General features: G+C 63.9%; 13 protein-coding genes. 9 read left to right on the top strand and 4 right to left on the bottom strand.

Annotated elements, in window-relative coordinates; genetic code table 11:
- The first annotated feature begins 281 nt into the window (after positions 1-281).
- From ACMGGW_RS01440 to ACMGGW_RS01425, 4 genes are all read left to right on the top strand, one after another.
- Positions 282-929, top strand: coding sequence for a response regulator transcription factor (locus ACMGGW_RS01440; protein ID WP_049204607.1), 648 nt, complete (start codon positions 282-284; stop codon positions 927-929).
- Between the two features lie 139 nt (positions 930-1,068).
- Positions 1,069-2,256, top strand: coding sequence for an MFS transporter (locus tag ACMGGW_RS01435; protein ID WP_043136167.1), 1,188 nt, complete (start codon positions 1,069-1,071; stop codon positions 2,254-2,256).
- Positions 2,253-3,365: a class II histone deacetylase gene (locus ACMGGW_RS01430; protein ID WP_151428306.1), complete on the top strand. Its 1,113-nt coding sequence runs from the start codon at positions 2,253-2,255 to the stop codon at positions 3,363-3,365. The genes ACMGGW_RS01435 and ACMGGW_RS01430 overlap by 4 nt, the downstream gene beginning before the upstream one ends.
- Positions 3,366-3,459: 94 nt before the next feature.
- The gene (locus ACMGGW_RS01425; RefSeq protein ID WP_197832133.1) at positions 3,460-4,266 is read left to right on the top strand and encodes an alpha/beta hydrolase; all 807 of its coding nucleotides are present in this window, start codon (positions 3,460-3,462) and stop codon (positions 4,264-4,266) included.
- A gap of 46 nt (positions 4,267-4,312) precedes the next feature.
- On the opposite strand, the gene ACMGGW_RS01420 is transcribed toward ACMGGW_RS01425, so the two are convergent.
- The 3 genes from ACMGGW_RS01420 to ACMGGW_RS01410 form a co-directional block, all read right to left on the bottom strand.
- Positions 4,313-4,678 (bottom strand): cupin domain-containing protein, encoded by a 366-nt coding sequence (locus ACMGGW_RS01420; RefSeq protein WP_015376517.1) that lies wholly within the window; start codon positions 4,676-4,678, stop codon positions 4,313-4,315.
- Positions 4,679-4,696: 18 nt separating this feature from the next.
- Positions 4,697-5,998, bottom strand: a complete 1,302-nt coding sequence (locus tag ACMGGW_RS01415) for an NAD(P)/FAD-dependent oxidoreductase (protein ID WP_141997195.1) — start codon at positions 5,996-5,998, stop codon at positions 4,697-4,699.
- A 101-nt stretch (positions 5,999-6,099) separates the two neighbouring features.
- Entirely contained in the window at positions 6,100-6,858 is a 759-nt protein-coding gene (locus tag ACMGGW_RS01410) for a helix-turn-helix transcriptional regulator (protein ID WP_089181644.1), read from the bottom strand.
- A gap of 229 nt (positions 6,859-7,087) precedes the next feature.
- Here ACMGGW_RS01410 and ACMGGW_RS01405 point away from each other — a divergent pair, with 229 nt between their 5' ends.
- Positions 7,088-8,215, top strand: a complete 1,128-nt coding sequence (locus ACMGGW_RS01405; protein ID WP_197832132.1) for an iron-containing alcohol dehydrogenase — start codon at positions 7,088-7,090, stop codon at positions 8,213-8,215.
- A gap of 135 nt (positions 8,216-8,350) precedes the next feature.
- Here the strand turns inward: ACMGGW_RS01405 and ACMGGW_RS01400 are convergent, their stop codons facing one another.
- On the bottom strand, positions 8,351-9,280 hold the full coding sequence (locus ACMGGW_RS01400) for a LysR family transcriptional regulator (RefSeq protein ID WP_025305173.1): 930 nt from the start codon (positions 9,278-9,280) through the stop codon (positions 8,351-8,353).
- Positions 9,281-9,415: 135 nt separating this feature from the next.
- On the opposite strand from ACMGGW_RS01400, the gene ACMGGW_RS01395 reads away from it, so the two are divergent.
- The 4 genes from ACMGGW_RS01395 (at position 9,416) to ACMGGW_RS01380 (ending at position 14,890) form a co-directional block, all read left to right on the top strand.
- Entirely contained in the window at positions 9,416-10,756 is a 1,341-nt protein-coding gene (locus tag ACMGGW_RS01395; RefSeq protein ID WP_042783621.1) for an aspartate aminotransferase family protein, read from the top strand.
- A gap of 10 nt (positions 10,757-10,766) precedes the next feature.
- Positions 10,767-12,275: a CoA-acylating methylmalonate-semialdehyde dehydrogenase gene (locus ACMGGW_RS01390; protein WP_197832131.1), complete on the top strand. Its 1,509-nt coding sequence runs from the start codon at positions 10,767-10,769 to the stop codon at positions 12,273-12,275.
- Positions 12,276-12,401: 126 nt separating this feature from the next.
- Entirely contained in the window at positions 12,402-13,778 is a 1,377-nt protein-coding gene (locus ACMGGW_RS01385; RefSeq protein ID WP_025305170.1) for an APC family permease, read from the top strand.
- A gap of 2 nt (positions 13,779-13,780) precedes the next feature.
- Positions 13,781-14,890, top strand: coding sequence for a P1 family peptidase (locus tag ACMGGW_RS01380; protein WP_197832130.1), 1,110 nt, complete (start codon positions 13,781-13,783; stop codon positions 14,888-14,890).
- The last annotated feature ends 3 nt before the right edge of the window (positions 14,891-14,893 follow it).

The raw sequence follows: 14,893 nt of genomic DNA, 5'->3' as shown, positions 1-14,893 counted from the left end.
GCGAGGGCCTCGCCCAGGCAAGCATTGAAAAGCGCTGTAAATTCAGCGGGAAAAGCGGCGGACTATTTCATTAACCTATTAATGAAAATCGCGAAAAATCCGCCCTAAAAAGCCCTGATAAACGCAGTGTCATCTTGTTATTTATGTGTTTTATTGCAATCGGCCTCACGTTGTTAATATGTTTTTATTGTGTTGCCAAATTGCTACAACTATGCTTGTATCGTTCATATATTGACCGCCAACATTCTCCAGATTGAACGATAAAGGGAGGAACACGAATCATGCACAGCACCGCATCCGATGCCTTTATCAACAGTTGTTTGGCGACCATTACGCACCTGATCCCGGTGTCCGCCGGGGTGTTTTATCTGGTCGATCGCGACCTGCGGCCGGATCACTACATCCTGCACGGCATGCCCGATAAAACGCACCAGCAGTACCTGAACCACTTCCAGCAGATAGATCCGCTGCAGCCGGCCAATTTCCATCGCCAGGACATCACCATGGTCGGCATGAGCCCGGCGGCGATCGCCGGCAACCGCCGCTATTACCACGACTTTATGTTGCCGAACGACATGCGCGACATGACGGAGATCTTCATCCGCCAACGCAAACGCATCGTCGCCGGGGTATCGCTGATCCGCGATACGCCGTTTACCGAAGTGGAACGCGGCCGCCTGCGCGCGGTGCTGCCGCTGATCGAGCTGGCGACGCGCGATCTGCTGCCCGACGGCGAGGCGCAGCTGTTGACCGCCAAAGAGCAAGAGATCGTCAACCTGGTGCGCGAAGGCGCCAGCAATAAGCGCATCGCCCTGAAGCTGGGCATTTCGCTGTCCACGGTGAAAACCCATATGCGCAATATTTTCGCCAAAACCGACGTGGTGAACCGCACCGAACTGGTCGCCGGCGGCTTTCTCGCCCACGGTTAACGCCCGATAACGGCCGCCGCTGCCGACGGCCGGAAAATAACGCCAAAACGTATTCGCCATTTATGGCGCGGCCTCCCCCTGCCCGCAATCGGGCCGGGCGGGATATTTCATCGTCACTCAACGCTTGGGGAAAAGGTTTATGTCCAGTGATTCGGTTTCCGCGCCCGCCGTCGGCGCGGCGCTCCCCTGCCCGCCGCGGCTGTTGACCGCCATTATCGTCTTCGCCGCCATCGCGCCGGGCATTCTGATGACCGCCCCCGCCGTGGCCGCCCAGCTCGCTACTCAGTGGCAGCTCGGCCCGGCGCAGATCGGCCACCTGTTCTCCACCGAACTCGGCGCCATGAGCCTGGCCACGCTGCCGGCGTGGTGGTGGATCGGGCGCATCAACTGGCGGCGGGTCGCTACGCTGTCGGCGCTGGTGTTTATCGCCGGCAACCTGGCTTCGGCGCTGGTACAAGATTTTACCTTGCTGCTACCGCTGCGCTTTATCGCCTCGCTGGCGGGCGGCACCCTGATGATCCTGTGCATCACCTGCGCTGCCGGCACCGCCAATCCCAGCCGCGTCTATGCCTTCTGGGTGCTCGGCCAGCTGGTGCTGGGCGCGGTCGGGCTGCTGGTGCTGCCACCGCTGTTTGCGCACTTCGGCCTGATGGCGGTCTACCTGATTTTGGCCGCCATCATGCTGTGCTGCCTGCCGCTCATCCCGGCGTTCCCCAACGGTTTCACCGCCGCCCGCACCGCCCGCAGCGGCCCCGCCGCCTCGCTGGCGCGCAAGCTGTGCGCCGTGCTGGCGGTGCTGACCTTTTACATCAGCCTGAGCGCGGTCTGGACCTTTATCGGCGGCATCGCCGCCGGCGCCGGGCTGTCGCCGGCCCACAGCGGCCAGGTGCTGGCCGTCGCCACCTTGCTCGGCATCGTCGGCGCGGGGGCCGCGGCGCTGATCGGCGCGCGCTTCGGCGGCGGACGCCTGATCGTGCTGGGGTACGCCCTGCTGTTGGCCAGCGTGGCGCTGCTGACGGGCCAGCCCCTGCTCCTGCGCTTCGCCCTGGCCGCCCTGCTGTTCAAATTCACCTGGACCTTCGTGCTGCCGTTCATTCTGGCGCGGGTCGCCGGGCTGGATAACGACGGCAAGCTGATGAACGGCATCAACCTGGTGATCGGCGGCGGCATGGCCATCGGCCCGACGCTGGCCGGCTCTCTGATCGAATCTTCCGGCGGTTTCAACGCCTTGCTGTTTGGCGCGCTGGGCTGCGCGCTGCTGTCGCTGCTGTTGATTTCGCTGGCTTCACCGCGCGCACCGCGCCGTATAACAGGAGGAGAAAGGTGAAAAGAACAACCGGTTTCTTGTTTGATGAACGCTGTTTCTGGCACAGCACCGGCCTGCACGCCACCACCCTGCCGGTCGGCGGCTGGGTACAACCGCCCTCGGGCCCCGGCCACGCCGAATCGCCGGAAACCAAACGGCGTATGAAGAACCTGATGGACGTATCCGGCCTGTCGCGCCAGCTCACCCTGCTGAGCGCCGAACCGGCGACGGAAGAAGACCTGCTGCGCATCCACCCCGCCCACTACCTGCAGCGCTTCAAACAGGTGAGCGACAGCGGCGGCGGCCTGCTGGGGGAGGAAGCGCCGCTGGGGCCGGGCAGCTATGAAATCGCCAAACTCTCCGCCGGGCTGGCCTGCGCGGCGGTGGAGGCGGTGCTGCAGGGCGAGCTGGATAATGCCTATGCGCTGTCGCGCCCGCCGGGCCACCACTGCCTGCCGGATCAATCGATGGGCTTCTGCTTCCTGGCCAATATTCCCATCGCCATCGAGCGCGCCAAGGCCCGCTACGGCCTCGGCAAAGTCGCGGTGCTCGACTGGGACGTGCACCACGGCAACGGCACCCAGCACATCTATTGGCAGCGCGGCGACGTGCTGACGCTGTCGCTGCATCAGGACGGCTGCTTCCCGGCGGGCTATTCCGGCGAGCAGGATCGCGGCGAAGGCGACGGGGCGGGCTGCAACGTTAACGTGCCGATGCTGGCCGGCGCCGGCGACGACGGCTACCTGCACGCCATGCGGCGCCTCATCATCCCGGTGCTGGAAAAATTCGAGCCGGAGCTGATCATCGTCGCCTGCGGTTACGACGCCAACGCCCTCGATCCGCTGGCGCGCATGCAGCTGCACAGCGACAGCTTCCGCGCCATGACCGCGCTGGTGCAGGACGCCGCCGACCGGCTGTGCGGCGGCAAACTGGTGATGGTGCATGAAGGCGGCTACGCCGAATCCTACGTGCCGTTCTGCGGGCTGGCGGTGATGGAACAGCTAAGCGGCGTGCGCACTGAAGTGCAGGATCCGCTGCTGACGTTCATCCAACAGCAGCAGCCGCGCGACGCCTTCAACCGCTTCCAGCGCGAAGCGCTCGACGAGCTGGCGCGCAAGTTCGGCCTGTAATCCCCTCTCTGCGGGCGCCGCACCCGGCGCCCCTGACAACCTCGCCGCCAGCCGCTACGCTGAAAGGCAACCCTACCACCATGAGAACAATAACATGTCCGAACAAACCGTCAGCTTTATCAAAGGCCGTCACGGCGACATCGCCGTGCACGACTGGGGAAACGACAAGCCGCGCTATCTGGCGCTGCTGGTGCACGGCTACGGCGAGCACCTCGGCCGCTATCAATACGTGGCGCGCACGCTGCAGGCGCAGGGCGCGCGGGTGTTCGGCCCCGACCATCTCGGCCACGGCCTGTCGCAGGGCGAGCGCGTGCTGATCGAAGATTATGACGCCGTGGTCGACGACGTGCAGCGCGTGGTCAGCCATTTCCGGCAGCAATACCCCACCTTGCCGCTGGTGGTGATCGGCCACTCGATGGGCGGCATGATCGCCACCCGCTACGTGCAGCGCCATGGCGAGGAGGTACGCGCGCTGGTGCTGTCCGGCCCGCTGCTCGGCGACAGAACGGCGATTTCCGATCTGGCTGAACTGCCGACGATCCCCGACGCGCCGCTGGATACCGCGACCCTGGCGCGCGATCCGGCGGTTGGCGCGGCGTATCAGGAAGATCCGCTGGTGTGGCACGGGCCGTTCAAGCGTCCCACCCTGCGCGCCATGCAGCGGATCCTCACCGCCATCAACGCCGGGCCGGGCTTCGGCGCGCTGCCCACGCTGTGGATCCATGGCGACGACGATCGGCTGGTGCTGATGAGCGAAACGCAAACCGCGCTCGATCGTCTGCGCGGCGACGATTTCGAACGGATGATCAATGCGGGCGGGCGGCACGAGAGCTTTAACGAAACCAATAAGGATCAGATCCTCAAGCGGGTGACTGATTTTATTACGCGGGCGTTAGCCTAAGGCGCTCCCCCTCGGCATTCAGCCTGCTGAGGGGGGCATGACGGCGTCAGCCTTCGACGATGGCGAGGTAGTGTTTGACGAAGCGATCCGAGGTGATGTCCCAGCGCACCGGGGTGCCTTTCTCGACGAACCAGGAATCGCCGGCCTGATACTGCACCGATTCGCCGGTGCGTTCGTTGGTCAGGGTCGCACTGCCTTCCCACACCGTGGCGTGCTCGGCGAACGGATACTCCATCACGAAGCTGCCGCGGGTGCAGCTGAACACGCCGCAGTTCAGGTTGTCGGTCGGTTCGCCGAAGATGCTGGCCACGCCGACGTTTGGCGTGCCGGCGATCACCGTGGCGCCCAGGTTGCTGACGCTGCCGATCTCCAGCAGTTCTGGCAACGGTTGTTTAAGCAATAACGGTTTCATGTGATTCTCCTCTGAGGGTTAACGGCGGCCTTTCCAGTAGCCGGATGTCTGGTGCCAAACCTTACCGGCGGTGGTCATCACCCGCCGCAGCTTGTCCTTGCCGAAGATGTTGACGTGCGGGATCGAGCTCATCAGATCGTACCGATCGGATCCTTCGCTCATGCCCTCCGCCAGCACCTTGCACACGATGTGGCTCGGCGTCACGCCGAAGCCGGAGTAGCCCTGCACGTAAAACACGTTGTCGCGATCCGGCAGCGTGCCGATCTGCGGGAACAAGTTGGCGCTACAGCACAGCGGGCCGCCCCAGGCCAGATCGATCTTCACGTCTTTCAGGTACGGGAACACCTTCAGCATCAGGTTGCGGTTCCAGGCCTTGAGATCCGACGGGAAATATTCGATCAGGCGGGTGGCGCTGCCGAACAGCAGCCGGTTCTCGTTGGTCACCCGGTAATAATCGATCACCGGGCGGATGTCGCTGTAGGCGCCGCGGATCGGGCTGATCTGACGGATCAGATCGTCAGACAGCGGCTCGGTGGCCAGCTGGAAGGCGTAGGTATTGATGGTCTTGCGGTAGATCTGCGGCTCCATGCCGTTGAGGAAGCCGTTGCAGGCCCACAGCATCTTGTTGGCGCGCACCGAGCCCATGGCGGTGCGCACCGTAATGCGCGGGCCATACTCCACGTTGAACACGCTACTGTTCTCAAAGATTTTCACCCCGTAGCCGCTCAGCGCCTTGGCCTCGCCCAGCAGCAGGTTGAGCGAATGCACGTGGCCGCCGCCCATGTGCTTCAGCGCGCAGGTGTAGGCGTCTGAGCCCACGACCTGCTTCACCTCCGCTCCGGTGTAGAGCTCAATTTCCTCCTGCGGCGCTACCGCCTTGAACTCCTTCAGCCAGCCGCGCAGGGTCTTCTCCTGGCGCGCGTTGCTGCCGAGATAGCCGTAGCCGAAGCAGAAGTCGGCGTCGATGTCATATTTCTTGATGCGCTCGCGGATAATGCCGGCGCCGAGGTTACTGATTTTGAAGATGGTTTCCAGCCCGGCCGGGCCAACGTGGCGCTTGATCTTCTCCAGATCGTGGCCGATGCCGGCCATCACCTGGCCGCCGTTGCGCCCGGTGCCGCCGTAACCCAGATAGCGGCCTTCGAGAATGGCGATGTTGGTGATGCCCTTCTCCGCCAGCTCCAGCGCGGTGTTGATGCCGGAGAAGCCGCCGCCGATGATCACCACGTCGACGTCCAGATCCTCTTCCAGCGTCGGGAAGCGCAGATCGTATTTTTTGGTCGCCGCGTAGTAGGTTAAGGACTCGATTTCGTTGTTCACTGCCGCACTCCCGATTGCCTATGCCATGACATCGGATTATCGGGAGCAGTGGGATCGTTCGCTATGTCCCCTTAGGGACATTCGCTACAAAAAATTAACATTCACGCGCTGCGCCGCTGCGGGGCGGTCAGCAGCAGGCTAAACAACTCGGCCTGCGAGCCGATGTTCAGCTTGCCGTAGATGTTCTTGCGGTGATTTTTTACCGTGCCGAGGCTGATGAACAGCCGGTCGGCAATCTGCTGCGAACCGCAGCCGGCGAGGATCAGATCGACGATCTCGCGCTCGCGCGGCGTCAGCAGATAGCGCGCCTGGGCGCCGTCATCGTTCACCGTCGCGGCCTCGGCCGGTGCCGCCACCACTTCGCCGTGCAGCCGCGCCACGCTTTTCACCAGCGTCAGCGCACTGCGCAGATCCGCCCGCTGCGGATAGCGTACCGCCACCGTGCGGCGCACCGAGCCGAAGAATACCCCCAGCCCGCGCTCCGGCGTCAGCTGCAGCAGCACGCCGGCCTCGTCGTGCCAGCCGGTCTTGCGATAAAAATTACGGTAATAATCGCTGTGATAAAACCCGCAGGGTGCCAGCTGGCGCAGCGTGAGCACCTCGCCTTCGCCGCCGTCGCTCAGCGCGCGGTAAAACGGATCCTGCAGGTAGGCGCCCTGTTGGTAGATCTGATTGACCGCATCGCTGTTTTCCCGCTCGGTTTTGATCAGGCAGCGCGGCGGCCGGCCGCGTTCGAAGGCATAGACGATGGCGTTGTCGAAGGCGAAAAATCCCTCCAGCCAATTCAACAGGCTGGGATAAAAACGCGGGCTAGCCACCGCATCGATCACCGCAGACAAGCGTTCAACCTGAATTTCCATACCCGCCTCGCCATTATTAACACATTAACAATCTACCGATTTCGGATGGGGTTGGCCGCACGACGGCCGGTACTGTTAAAAAAAGCACCCAAAACGCCGAAATGCAAGAACGCGATCGTTTACATGTTAAACAACTCACAGGTTGCCGCGGCGGGGAAAGCGGTGGCCGCTCCGCGCCCGCTGGCTTATGCTGTGGCATCGCGCTCTGCAACGTCGTCAAGGAGATCTCATGTCCGTCAGCCACATCATCGCCAATCGCCAGACCTGGTTCGGCCACGGCAGCATCCAGCAGCTGCCGCCGCTGCTGCTTGCCGACCCGCAGCCGACGCTGTTGTTCAGCTGCCGATCTTTTCTCAACGGCCCGGTGTACGCCGGCCTGCGCGAAGCGCTGGCGCCGCTGTTCATCGGCACCGAAATCGTCAACCACGAGGCGTCGCCGCAGGAAATAGACGCCTGGGTGGCGCGCTGGCGCGGACAGGTGCAGCGCGTAGTGGCCATCGGCGGCGGCAGCGTGCTCGACGCCGCCAAAGCGTTCTCCGCGCTGGTGGTGCATCCGCTGCCGACGCTGCGCTATATGGAAAAGGTGGGCGATAGCAAAATCAGCGGCGCCACCCTGCCGCTGATCGCCATTCCCACCACCGCCGGCACCGGCAGCGAGGTGACGCAGAACGCGGTGATCACCGATACCCAGGTCAGCAAAGTGAAGGCCTCGCTGCGCCACAATAACTTCGTGCCGCACACCGCCATTCTCGATCCGCAGCTGCTGGCGGGCGCGCCGGACAAAGTGTTGGCCTACTGCGCTATCGACGCCTTCACCCACCTGTTCGAGGCCTATCTGTCGAAAACCGCCGGCGCCATGACGCGCGACATGTCGCTGAACGGCATACGCCACTTCCTCGCCGCCTGGCCGGCGCTCAACCGCAGCGATGCGGCGCGCGAAGCGATTATGCAAGCTTCGTACCTCGGCGGGCTGACGCTGAGCGCCGCCGGGCTGGGGGTCATTCACGGCATCGCCGGCGAGATCGGCGCGCTGCGCGACTACCACCACGGCCAAGTCTGTGGCCGCCTGCTGCTGCCGTTCCTCGCCCTGCTGGAAACCAGCGAACAGCCGCAGCAACGCGCGCTGATGGCCAAGCTGGCCGCGCGCCTGTACCCGCACTGGCAGGGCAGCCCGGAGAGCTACCTGACCGACTTCATCACCCGCCACGCCATCGCACCGTTCTGGCAGGACGATTTGCCGATTTCCGGCCAGGAATTGGCGGTGGCGCTGGAGAAATCCAACAGCAAGAATTCCTGGATCGACTATGTGCCGGCGCAGCGGCAACGGATGATCGAAGAGGCGTTTCGCGTCGAATGATTATATAATCAGATCAACGCACTAGCAGGAGTTAAGAAAATGGGCATCATCGGCTGGATCTTCGCCGGCATCGCGGTCGGCATCCTGGTCGGCGCGCTGATCAGGATCTTCGGCAAGAAGAAAGAGCAGTAAGCGTCACGCTGTTCCGTGGGCCGCCAGCAGGCACTCATGGAACAGCTTCACCACCCGCTGCGGCACCGGCGAGCGGCGCAGCACGCTGGAGTATTCACAGTGATAGCGGAACAGCGCCGGTTTGATCGCCCGCATCATATTCTGCGCCACGAAAAACGCCGCGTAGTGATCAGGCAAAAAGCCGACGTATTTGCCGGACAGGATCAGCGTGGCGATCGACTCCTGCGCAAACCCCGTCGCCTTGCGATGCAAATGTTGCTGCAGGCTCAGTTCCATATTCGGCGAATGATAGCCTAATCCGGCGAAGGCATAATTGTGCAGCAGATCCCAATTTAATGTTTCATGGGGGCCGGAAAATAATTCATGCTGCGCGCCGCAATATAAGAACATCCTCTCACTGAATAACGAATGATAAGATAAACTTTCCGCGCTGCGGTGCATGGGAATAACGCCAACCTGAAATTGCCCGTCAATGACGCCGCGTTCAATGGTATTAATCGGCTCCACGTACATTTGCAAAGAAACCTCCGGCGCGCGCTCGCTGAATAACGCGATGGCCCGGCCGATCTGCGCCTGCGGATTGCTGACCGTATGGTCGAATATCGCCACGTGCAGCTGCCCGCCCATGCGCTGGTGTACCTCGTCCACCCCGCGCCGGAACGCCTCGGTGGCCGCCAGCAGGTTGACCGTTTCCTGATAGATCAACAGCCCCTCGTCGGTAACCGCAAAACCCTCGCGCCCGCGCTGGCACAGCGTCAGGCCCAGCCGCTGCTCCAGATCCTTGATGTGCTTGCTGATGGTCGACAGGCTGATATTCAGCTCCAGTTCGGCGGCGCTCATGCCGCCGCAGTCGACCACGGCCTTGAATACCCGCAGCAAACGCAGATCCATATCCGACAATTGCCCTAACAGCGCGCGCTTTTTTACTTGCATAAAACCTTAAGTAAGTTTCGACATATGATTATTCACAGTAGAGAACAAGCGGTACATAGTCAATTTCGCACAACAATTCGTTAACAACTCATTTTATTTAATTAATCGCACTTATTTTCCTGCCCGGAGGAAAACATGGCCGCTGAAAATTATTCGCTTAATCGTCTCGATGCCGAAGGGTTAGAGGCCCATTGGATGCCTTTTACCGGCAACCGTAATTTTAAAGCGCAGCCGCGCATCATTACTCAGGCCGCAGGGGCGTATTACACCAGCCACGACGGCAGAAAGATTTTCGACGGCCTGTCCGGATTGTGGTGCTGCGGATTGGGGCACGGCCGGCAGGAAATCACCGACGCCGCCCAGCGCCAGCTGGCGACGCTGGATTACTCGCCGGCGTTTCAGTTCGGCCACCCGCTGTCGTTCGAGCTGGCCAACAAAATCAAGGCGCTGACGCCGGCGGGGCTGGATTACGTGTTCTTCACCGGCTCCGGCTCGGAAGCGGCGGACACCTCGCTGAAAATGGCGCGCGCTTACTGGCGCGCCAAAGGCCAGGCGGGCAAAACCTGCTTTATCGGCCGGGAGAAGGGCTATCACGGCGTTAACTTCGGCGGTATCTCGGTCGGCGGCATCGCCGGCAACCGCAAGACGTTCGGCGCCGGCGCCGAGGCGGACCACCTGCCGCACACCCTGCTGGCCGGCAACGCCTTTTCGCGCGGCATGCCGCAACAGGGGGCGGAGCTGGCGGAAGAGCTCAACCGCATCATCGCGCTGCGCGACGCCTCGACGATCGCCGCGGTGATCGTCGAACCGTTCTCCGGCTCCGCCGGGGTGATCGTGCCGCCGGTCGGCTACTTGCAGCGCCTGCGCGAAATCTGTACCCAGCATGACATCCTGCTGATCTTCGACGAAGTGATCACCGCCTTCGGCCGCTGCGGCGCGATGACCGGCGCCGAGGCGTTCGGCGTCACGCCGGACATCATGAACATCGCCAAACAGGTGACCAACGGCGCGCAGCCGATGGGCGCGGTGGTGGTGCGGCCGGAGATCTACCAAACCTTCATGAACGGCGGCGAGCCGGACTACCAGCTCGAATTCCCGCACGGCTACACCTACTCCGCCCATCCGGTCAGCTGCGCGGTCGCGCTGGCGACGCTGGACATCCTGCAGCGCGAACAGATGGTGGAGCGCGTACAGGCGCTGGCGCCCTACTTCGAGCGCGCGGTGCACAGCCTGCAAGGAGCCAAACACGTCGCCGACATTCGCAATATCGGCCTGGCGGCCGGCATCACGCTGGCGGCGCGGCCCGGCGAGCCGGCGCGGCGCCCCTTCGAGGCGGCGATGCGCTGCTGGGAAAGCGGATTTTACGTGCGCTACGGCGGCGACACCCTGCAGCTGGCACCGCCGTTCATCAGCAGCGAAGCGCAGATCGATGCGCTGATCAACGCCGTGGGCGACGCCCTCAACGCCACCGAATAAGGAGAGAACCATGACCATTACCCATTGGATCAACGGTGAGCCCGCCGCCGCCGGCGAACGCAGCCAGCCGGTTTACGACCCGGCCACCGGCCAATCGGCGCAGGAGGTGCAGCTAGCCGACCGCGCCACGGTGGAGCGCGCCATCACCGCCGCCGAACAGGCCTATCCCGCCTGGCGCGACACCCCGCCGCTGAAGCGCGCGCGCATCATGATGAAGCTCAAGGATCTGCTGGAGCAACACGCCGACGCCATCTGCCAGTTAATCACCGCCGAGCACGGCAAGGTGCTCAGCGACGCCCTGGGCGAACTGCAGCGCGGCATTGAGAATATCGAATACGCCAGCTATGTGCCGGAACTGCTGAAGGGTGAACACAGCAAAGAGGCAGGCCCGGGCATCGACAGCTGGAGTGAGTTTCAGCCGCTGGGGGTGGTGGCGGGCATCACCCCGTTCAACTTCCCGGCGATGGTGCCGCTGTGGATGTGGCCAATGGCGGTCGCCTGCGGCAACACCTTCGTGCTGAAACCTTCCGAGCGCGTGCCTTCCGCCGCGCTGTATATCGCCCGGCTGGCGGCGGAAGCCGGGCTGCCACCGGGGGTGCTCAACGTGGTCAACGGCGACCGCGAAGCGGTGGAGACGCTGCTGCATGACGGGCGCGTCAAAGCGATCAGCTTCGTCGGTTCGACGCCGGTGGCGGAGCACATCTATCACACCGGCTGCGGCCAGAACAAACGGGTGCAGGCGCTGGGCGGCGCCAAAAACCACGCGGTGGTGCTGCCGGACGCCGATATCCCCGGCGCGGTCGGCGCGCTGATGGGCGCGGCGTTCGGCTCGTGCGGCCAGCGCTGCATGGCCATCCCGCTGGTGGTGGCGGTGGGCGACGGCACCGCCGACGCGCTGATCGCCGGGCTGCGGCAACAGATGGCCGCCATGCGCGTCGGCCCCGGCAGCGACAACCGCAACGACATGGGGCCGCTGGTGACCCAGCAGCATTATCAGAAGGTGAAAGGCTATATCGATCAGGGCGTAGCCGAAGGCGCCGAGCTGCTGGTGGACGGCCGCGAACTGAGCGTGATCGGCGCCGACGGCCGCCCCAGCCAGGGGTATTTCCTCGGCCCGACGCTGTTCGATCGCGTGACGCCCGGCATGCGCATCTATCAGGAGGAGATCTTCGGCCCGGTGCTCGGCGTGGTGCGCGCGGCCTCGCTGCCGGAGGCGATGGCCTTGATCGACGCCCACGAATACGGCAACGGCACCTGCCTGTTCACCCGCGACGGCGAAGCGGCGCGCCACTTTTCCAGCCGCATTCAGGTCGGCATGGTGGGGATCAACGTGGCGCTGCCTGTGCCGGTGGCCTACCACTCGTTCGGCGGCTGGAAGCGCTCGCTGTTTGGCGATCTGCACGCCTACGGCCCGGACGCCGTCAGGTTCTACACCAAACGCAAGACCGTGACCCAGCGCTGGCCGGCCTCCGGCGATGCCCGCCGCGCCAGCTTCAGCTTCCCGTCGGGGCAGGGGTAACACATAAGAACAATAAACTTCCGGGGAGCAACGCTCCCCGGCATTTAGCGCGCTCCATTTGATTCCTGCGTACAGCCTGTGCAGCAAAACAATAACTCACTCACACGTTAATGGAGTCGTTATCCCATGAAAGAGTCCGCCCCTGAACACACCTTCAAAGGCAATCTCAGCGTCCTCGACGTGGTGATGATCACCGCGTCCGGCGTGACGCCGGCCAGTTCGATCTTCGTTATCGCGCCGCTGGCGATCGCCAACGCCGGCAGCGGCGCCTTTCTGTCGTTTCTGATCGCCGCCTGCGTCGCCGCCGCCATCGCGCTGTGCTATGCCGAGCTCGGCGCCGCACACCCCAGCGCCGGCGGTGAATACAGCATCATCAAGCGCCTGTTCGGCACCCTGTGCGGGTTGCAGACCTACCTGTTTATCCTCAGCGCCTCGCTGTTCGTGCCGGCGGTACTGGCCACCGGCGCAGTGCCTTACCTGAACACCGCGCTGGGCACCCAGTTCGACGCCTCGACCGCCGGCATGCTCACCGTGCTGGTCGGTGGTATCTGCGCCATTTTCAACATCAAAGCCAACGCCCTGCTGACCGGCGCCTTCCTGGTGGTGGAAGTGGCGGTGCTGGCGCTGATCGCCTGGCTCGGCTTCAGCCACCCGCATCAAAGTACAGAGATCCTCACCGCGCCGGTGATGCTGGACGCGCAGGGCAGCCTGGCGCCGGTGTCGCTGCCGCTGATCGTCGCCATGGTCGGGGTCGCGCTGTTCTCCTACAACGGCTACGGCGCGGCGGTGTACATGGCGGAAGACATGCGCGAACAGGGCAGGCCGATGGCGATCGCGATCATGCTGACGCTGGTCATCGTGGTGCTGGTGGAACTGGTGCCGTTCACCGCCCTGCTGATCGGCTCGCCGTCGCTGACGGAGATGGCCAAACAGGCCGATCCGGTCGGCTACGTGGTCACCCAGCTCGGCGGCCCGACGCTGGCGCGGGTGGTGAGTGGCGCAATCTATCTGTCGGTGTTCAACGCCATTATCGCCATCGTGGCGCAGTTCAGCCGCATGATGTTCGCCAGCGGACGTGACGGCTTCTGGCTGCCGGCGTTCAACCGGGCGCTGAAAATCATCCACCCGCGTTTCGGCACCCCCTGGATCGCCACCCTGCTGTTCGGCGTGCCGTCGGCGCTGCTGGCGTTTTGCTCCGATCTCGAATCGCTGACCTCGTTCACCGTGATCCTGCTGCTGCTGGTGTACATCATTATGGCGGTGGCAGCGCTGATCAGTCGCCGTCGCCGCCACTTCCACCACCCGTACCTGATGCCGCTGTGGCCGCTGCCGGTGGTGGTGGCGCTGCTGTGCTGCCTGTACGTGCTGTGGACGATTTTGATCGCCAGCAGCCTGAAAGACTTTATTATCATTGCCGGCATCATCGGCTTCGGGTTGGCGCTGAACCATCTGCGCGGCCGCCAGACGGCGCCCCTCGCCGCCCCCTCAATAGAAGGAGAATAACCATGACGCAGCGCGCTCAGGATCTGGGCATCATCATCGGCCAGGGCACGCCCGGCCCGCTGAACGCCATCACCGACGTGCCCGGCGTGCGCGTCGGCCATGCCAGCCTTCATGCCGACTTGGCGGACGGGCGCAGCGTGCGCACCGGCGTGACGGTGATCGAACCGCGCCCCGGCTCCGCCCGCCACGCGCCCTGCTTCGCCGGCGTGCACGTGCTGAACGGCAACGGCGACGCCACCGGCCTGGAATGGGTGCGCGAAGCGGGCCTGCTGACCAGCCCGATCGCCTTCACCAACACCCACAGCGTGGGCGTGGTGCGCGATGCGCTGATCGCGCTGGAGCGTGAAGCGCTGCCCGCGGGCGACAACGCGGTGTATTGGAATATGCCGGTGGTGATGGAAACCTTCGATGGCCTGCTCAACGACATCAACGGCTTTCACGTCAAGGCCGAGCACGTGCGCGAGGCGCAGCAGGCGGCCCAGGGCGGCTTGCCGAAGGAAGGCGCGGTCGGCGGCGGCAGCGGCATGATCTGCCATGAATTCAAAGGCGGCAGCGGCACCGCCTCGCGCCGCTTGCCTGCCGATCAAGGCGGCTGGACGGTGGGCGCCATCGTACAGGCCAACCACGGCAAGCGCGAGTCGCTGCTGGTCGGCGGTTACCCGGTGGGCCGGCATCTGGGGCATATCCCCTCGCCGTTCACGCCGCAGTTGCCGCATCCCGGCATGGGCTCCATCGTGGTGGCGCTGGCGACCGACGCGCCGCTGCTGCCGCACCAGTGCGCGCGGCTGGCGCAGCGCGCCAGCATCGGCATCGCCCGCACCGGCGGCGGCACCGAGGATTCGAGCGGCGATATCTTTATCGCCTTCGCCACCGGCAACGACGGCCTGCCGCCCGCCGACTACGCCAATAAAGGCGCTTTTACCACGCCGCTGCGCATGGTGAACAACGACTACATTTCGGCGCTGTTCGCCGCGGCGGCGGAAGCGGTGGAAGAAGCGATCGTCAATGCACTGCTGGCGGCCAATACCGTTAGCGGTAACGGCCACCGGGCGGAAGGGTTAAGCGCCGAACAGCTGGTGACGGCGCTGGAGAAGGCCGGCTGGCGGCGATAAACA

Source organism: Serratia sp. BNK-4, from assembly GCF_048685115.1.
In the GTDB taxonomy this organism is placed as follows: domain Bacteria; phylum Pseudomonadota; class Gammaproteobacteria; order Enterobacterales; family Enterobacteriaceae; genus Serratia; species Serratia bockelmannii.
The sequence above is the reverse complement of the archived record's forward strand: the minus strand, read 5'-3'. Positions and strand labels throughout refer to the sequence as shown.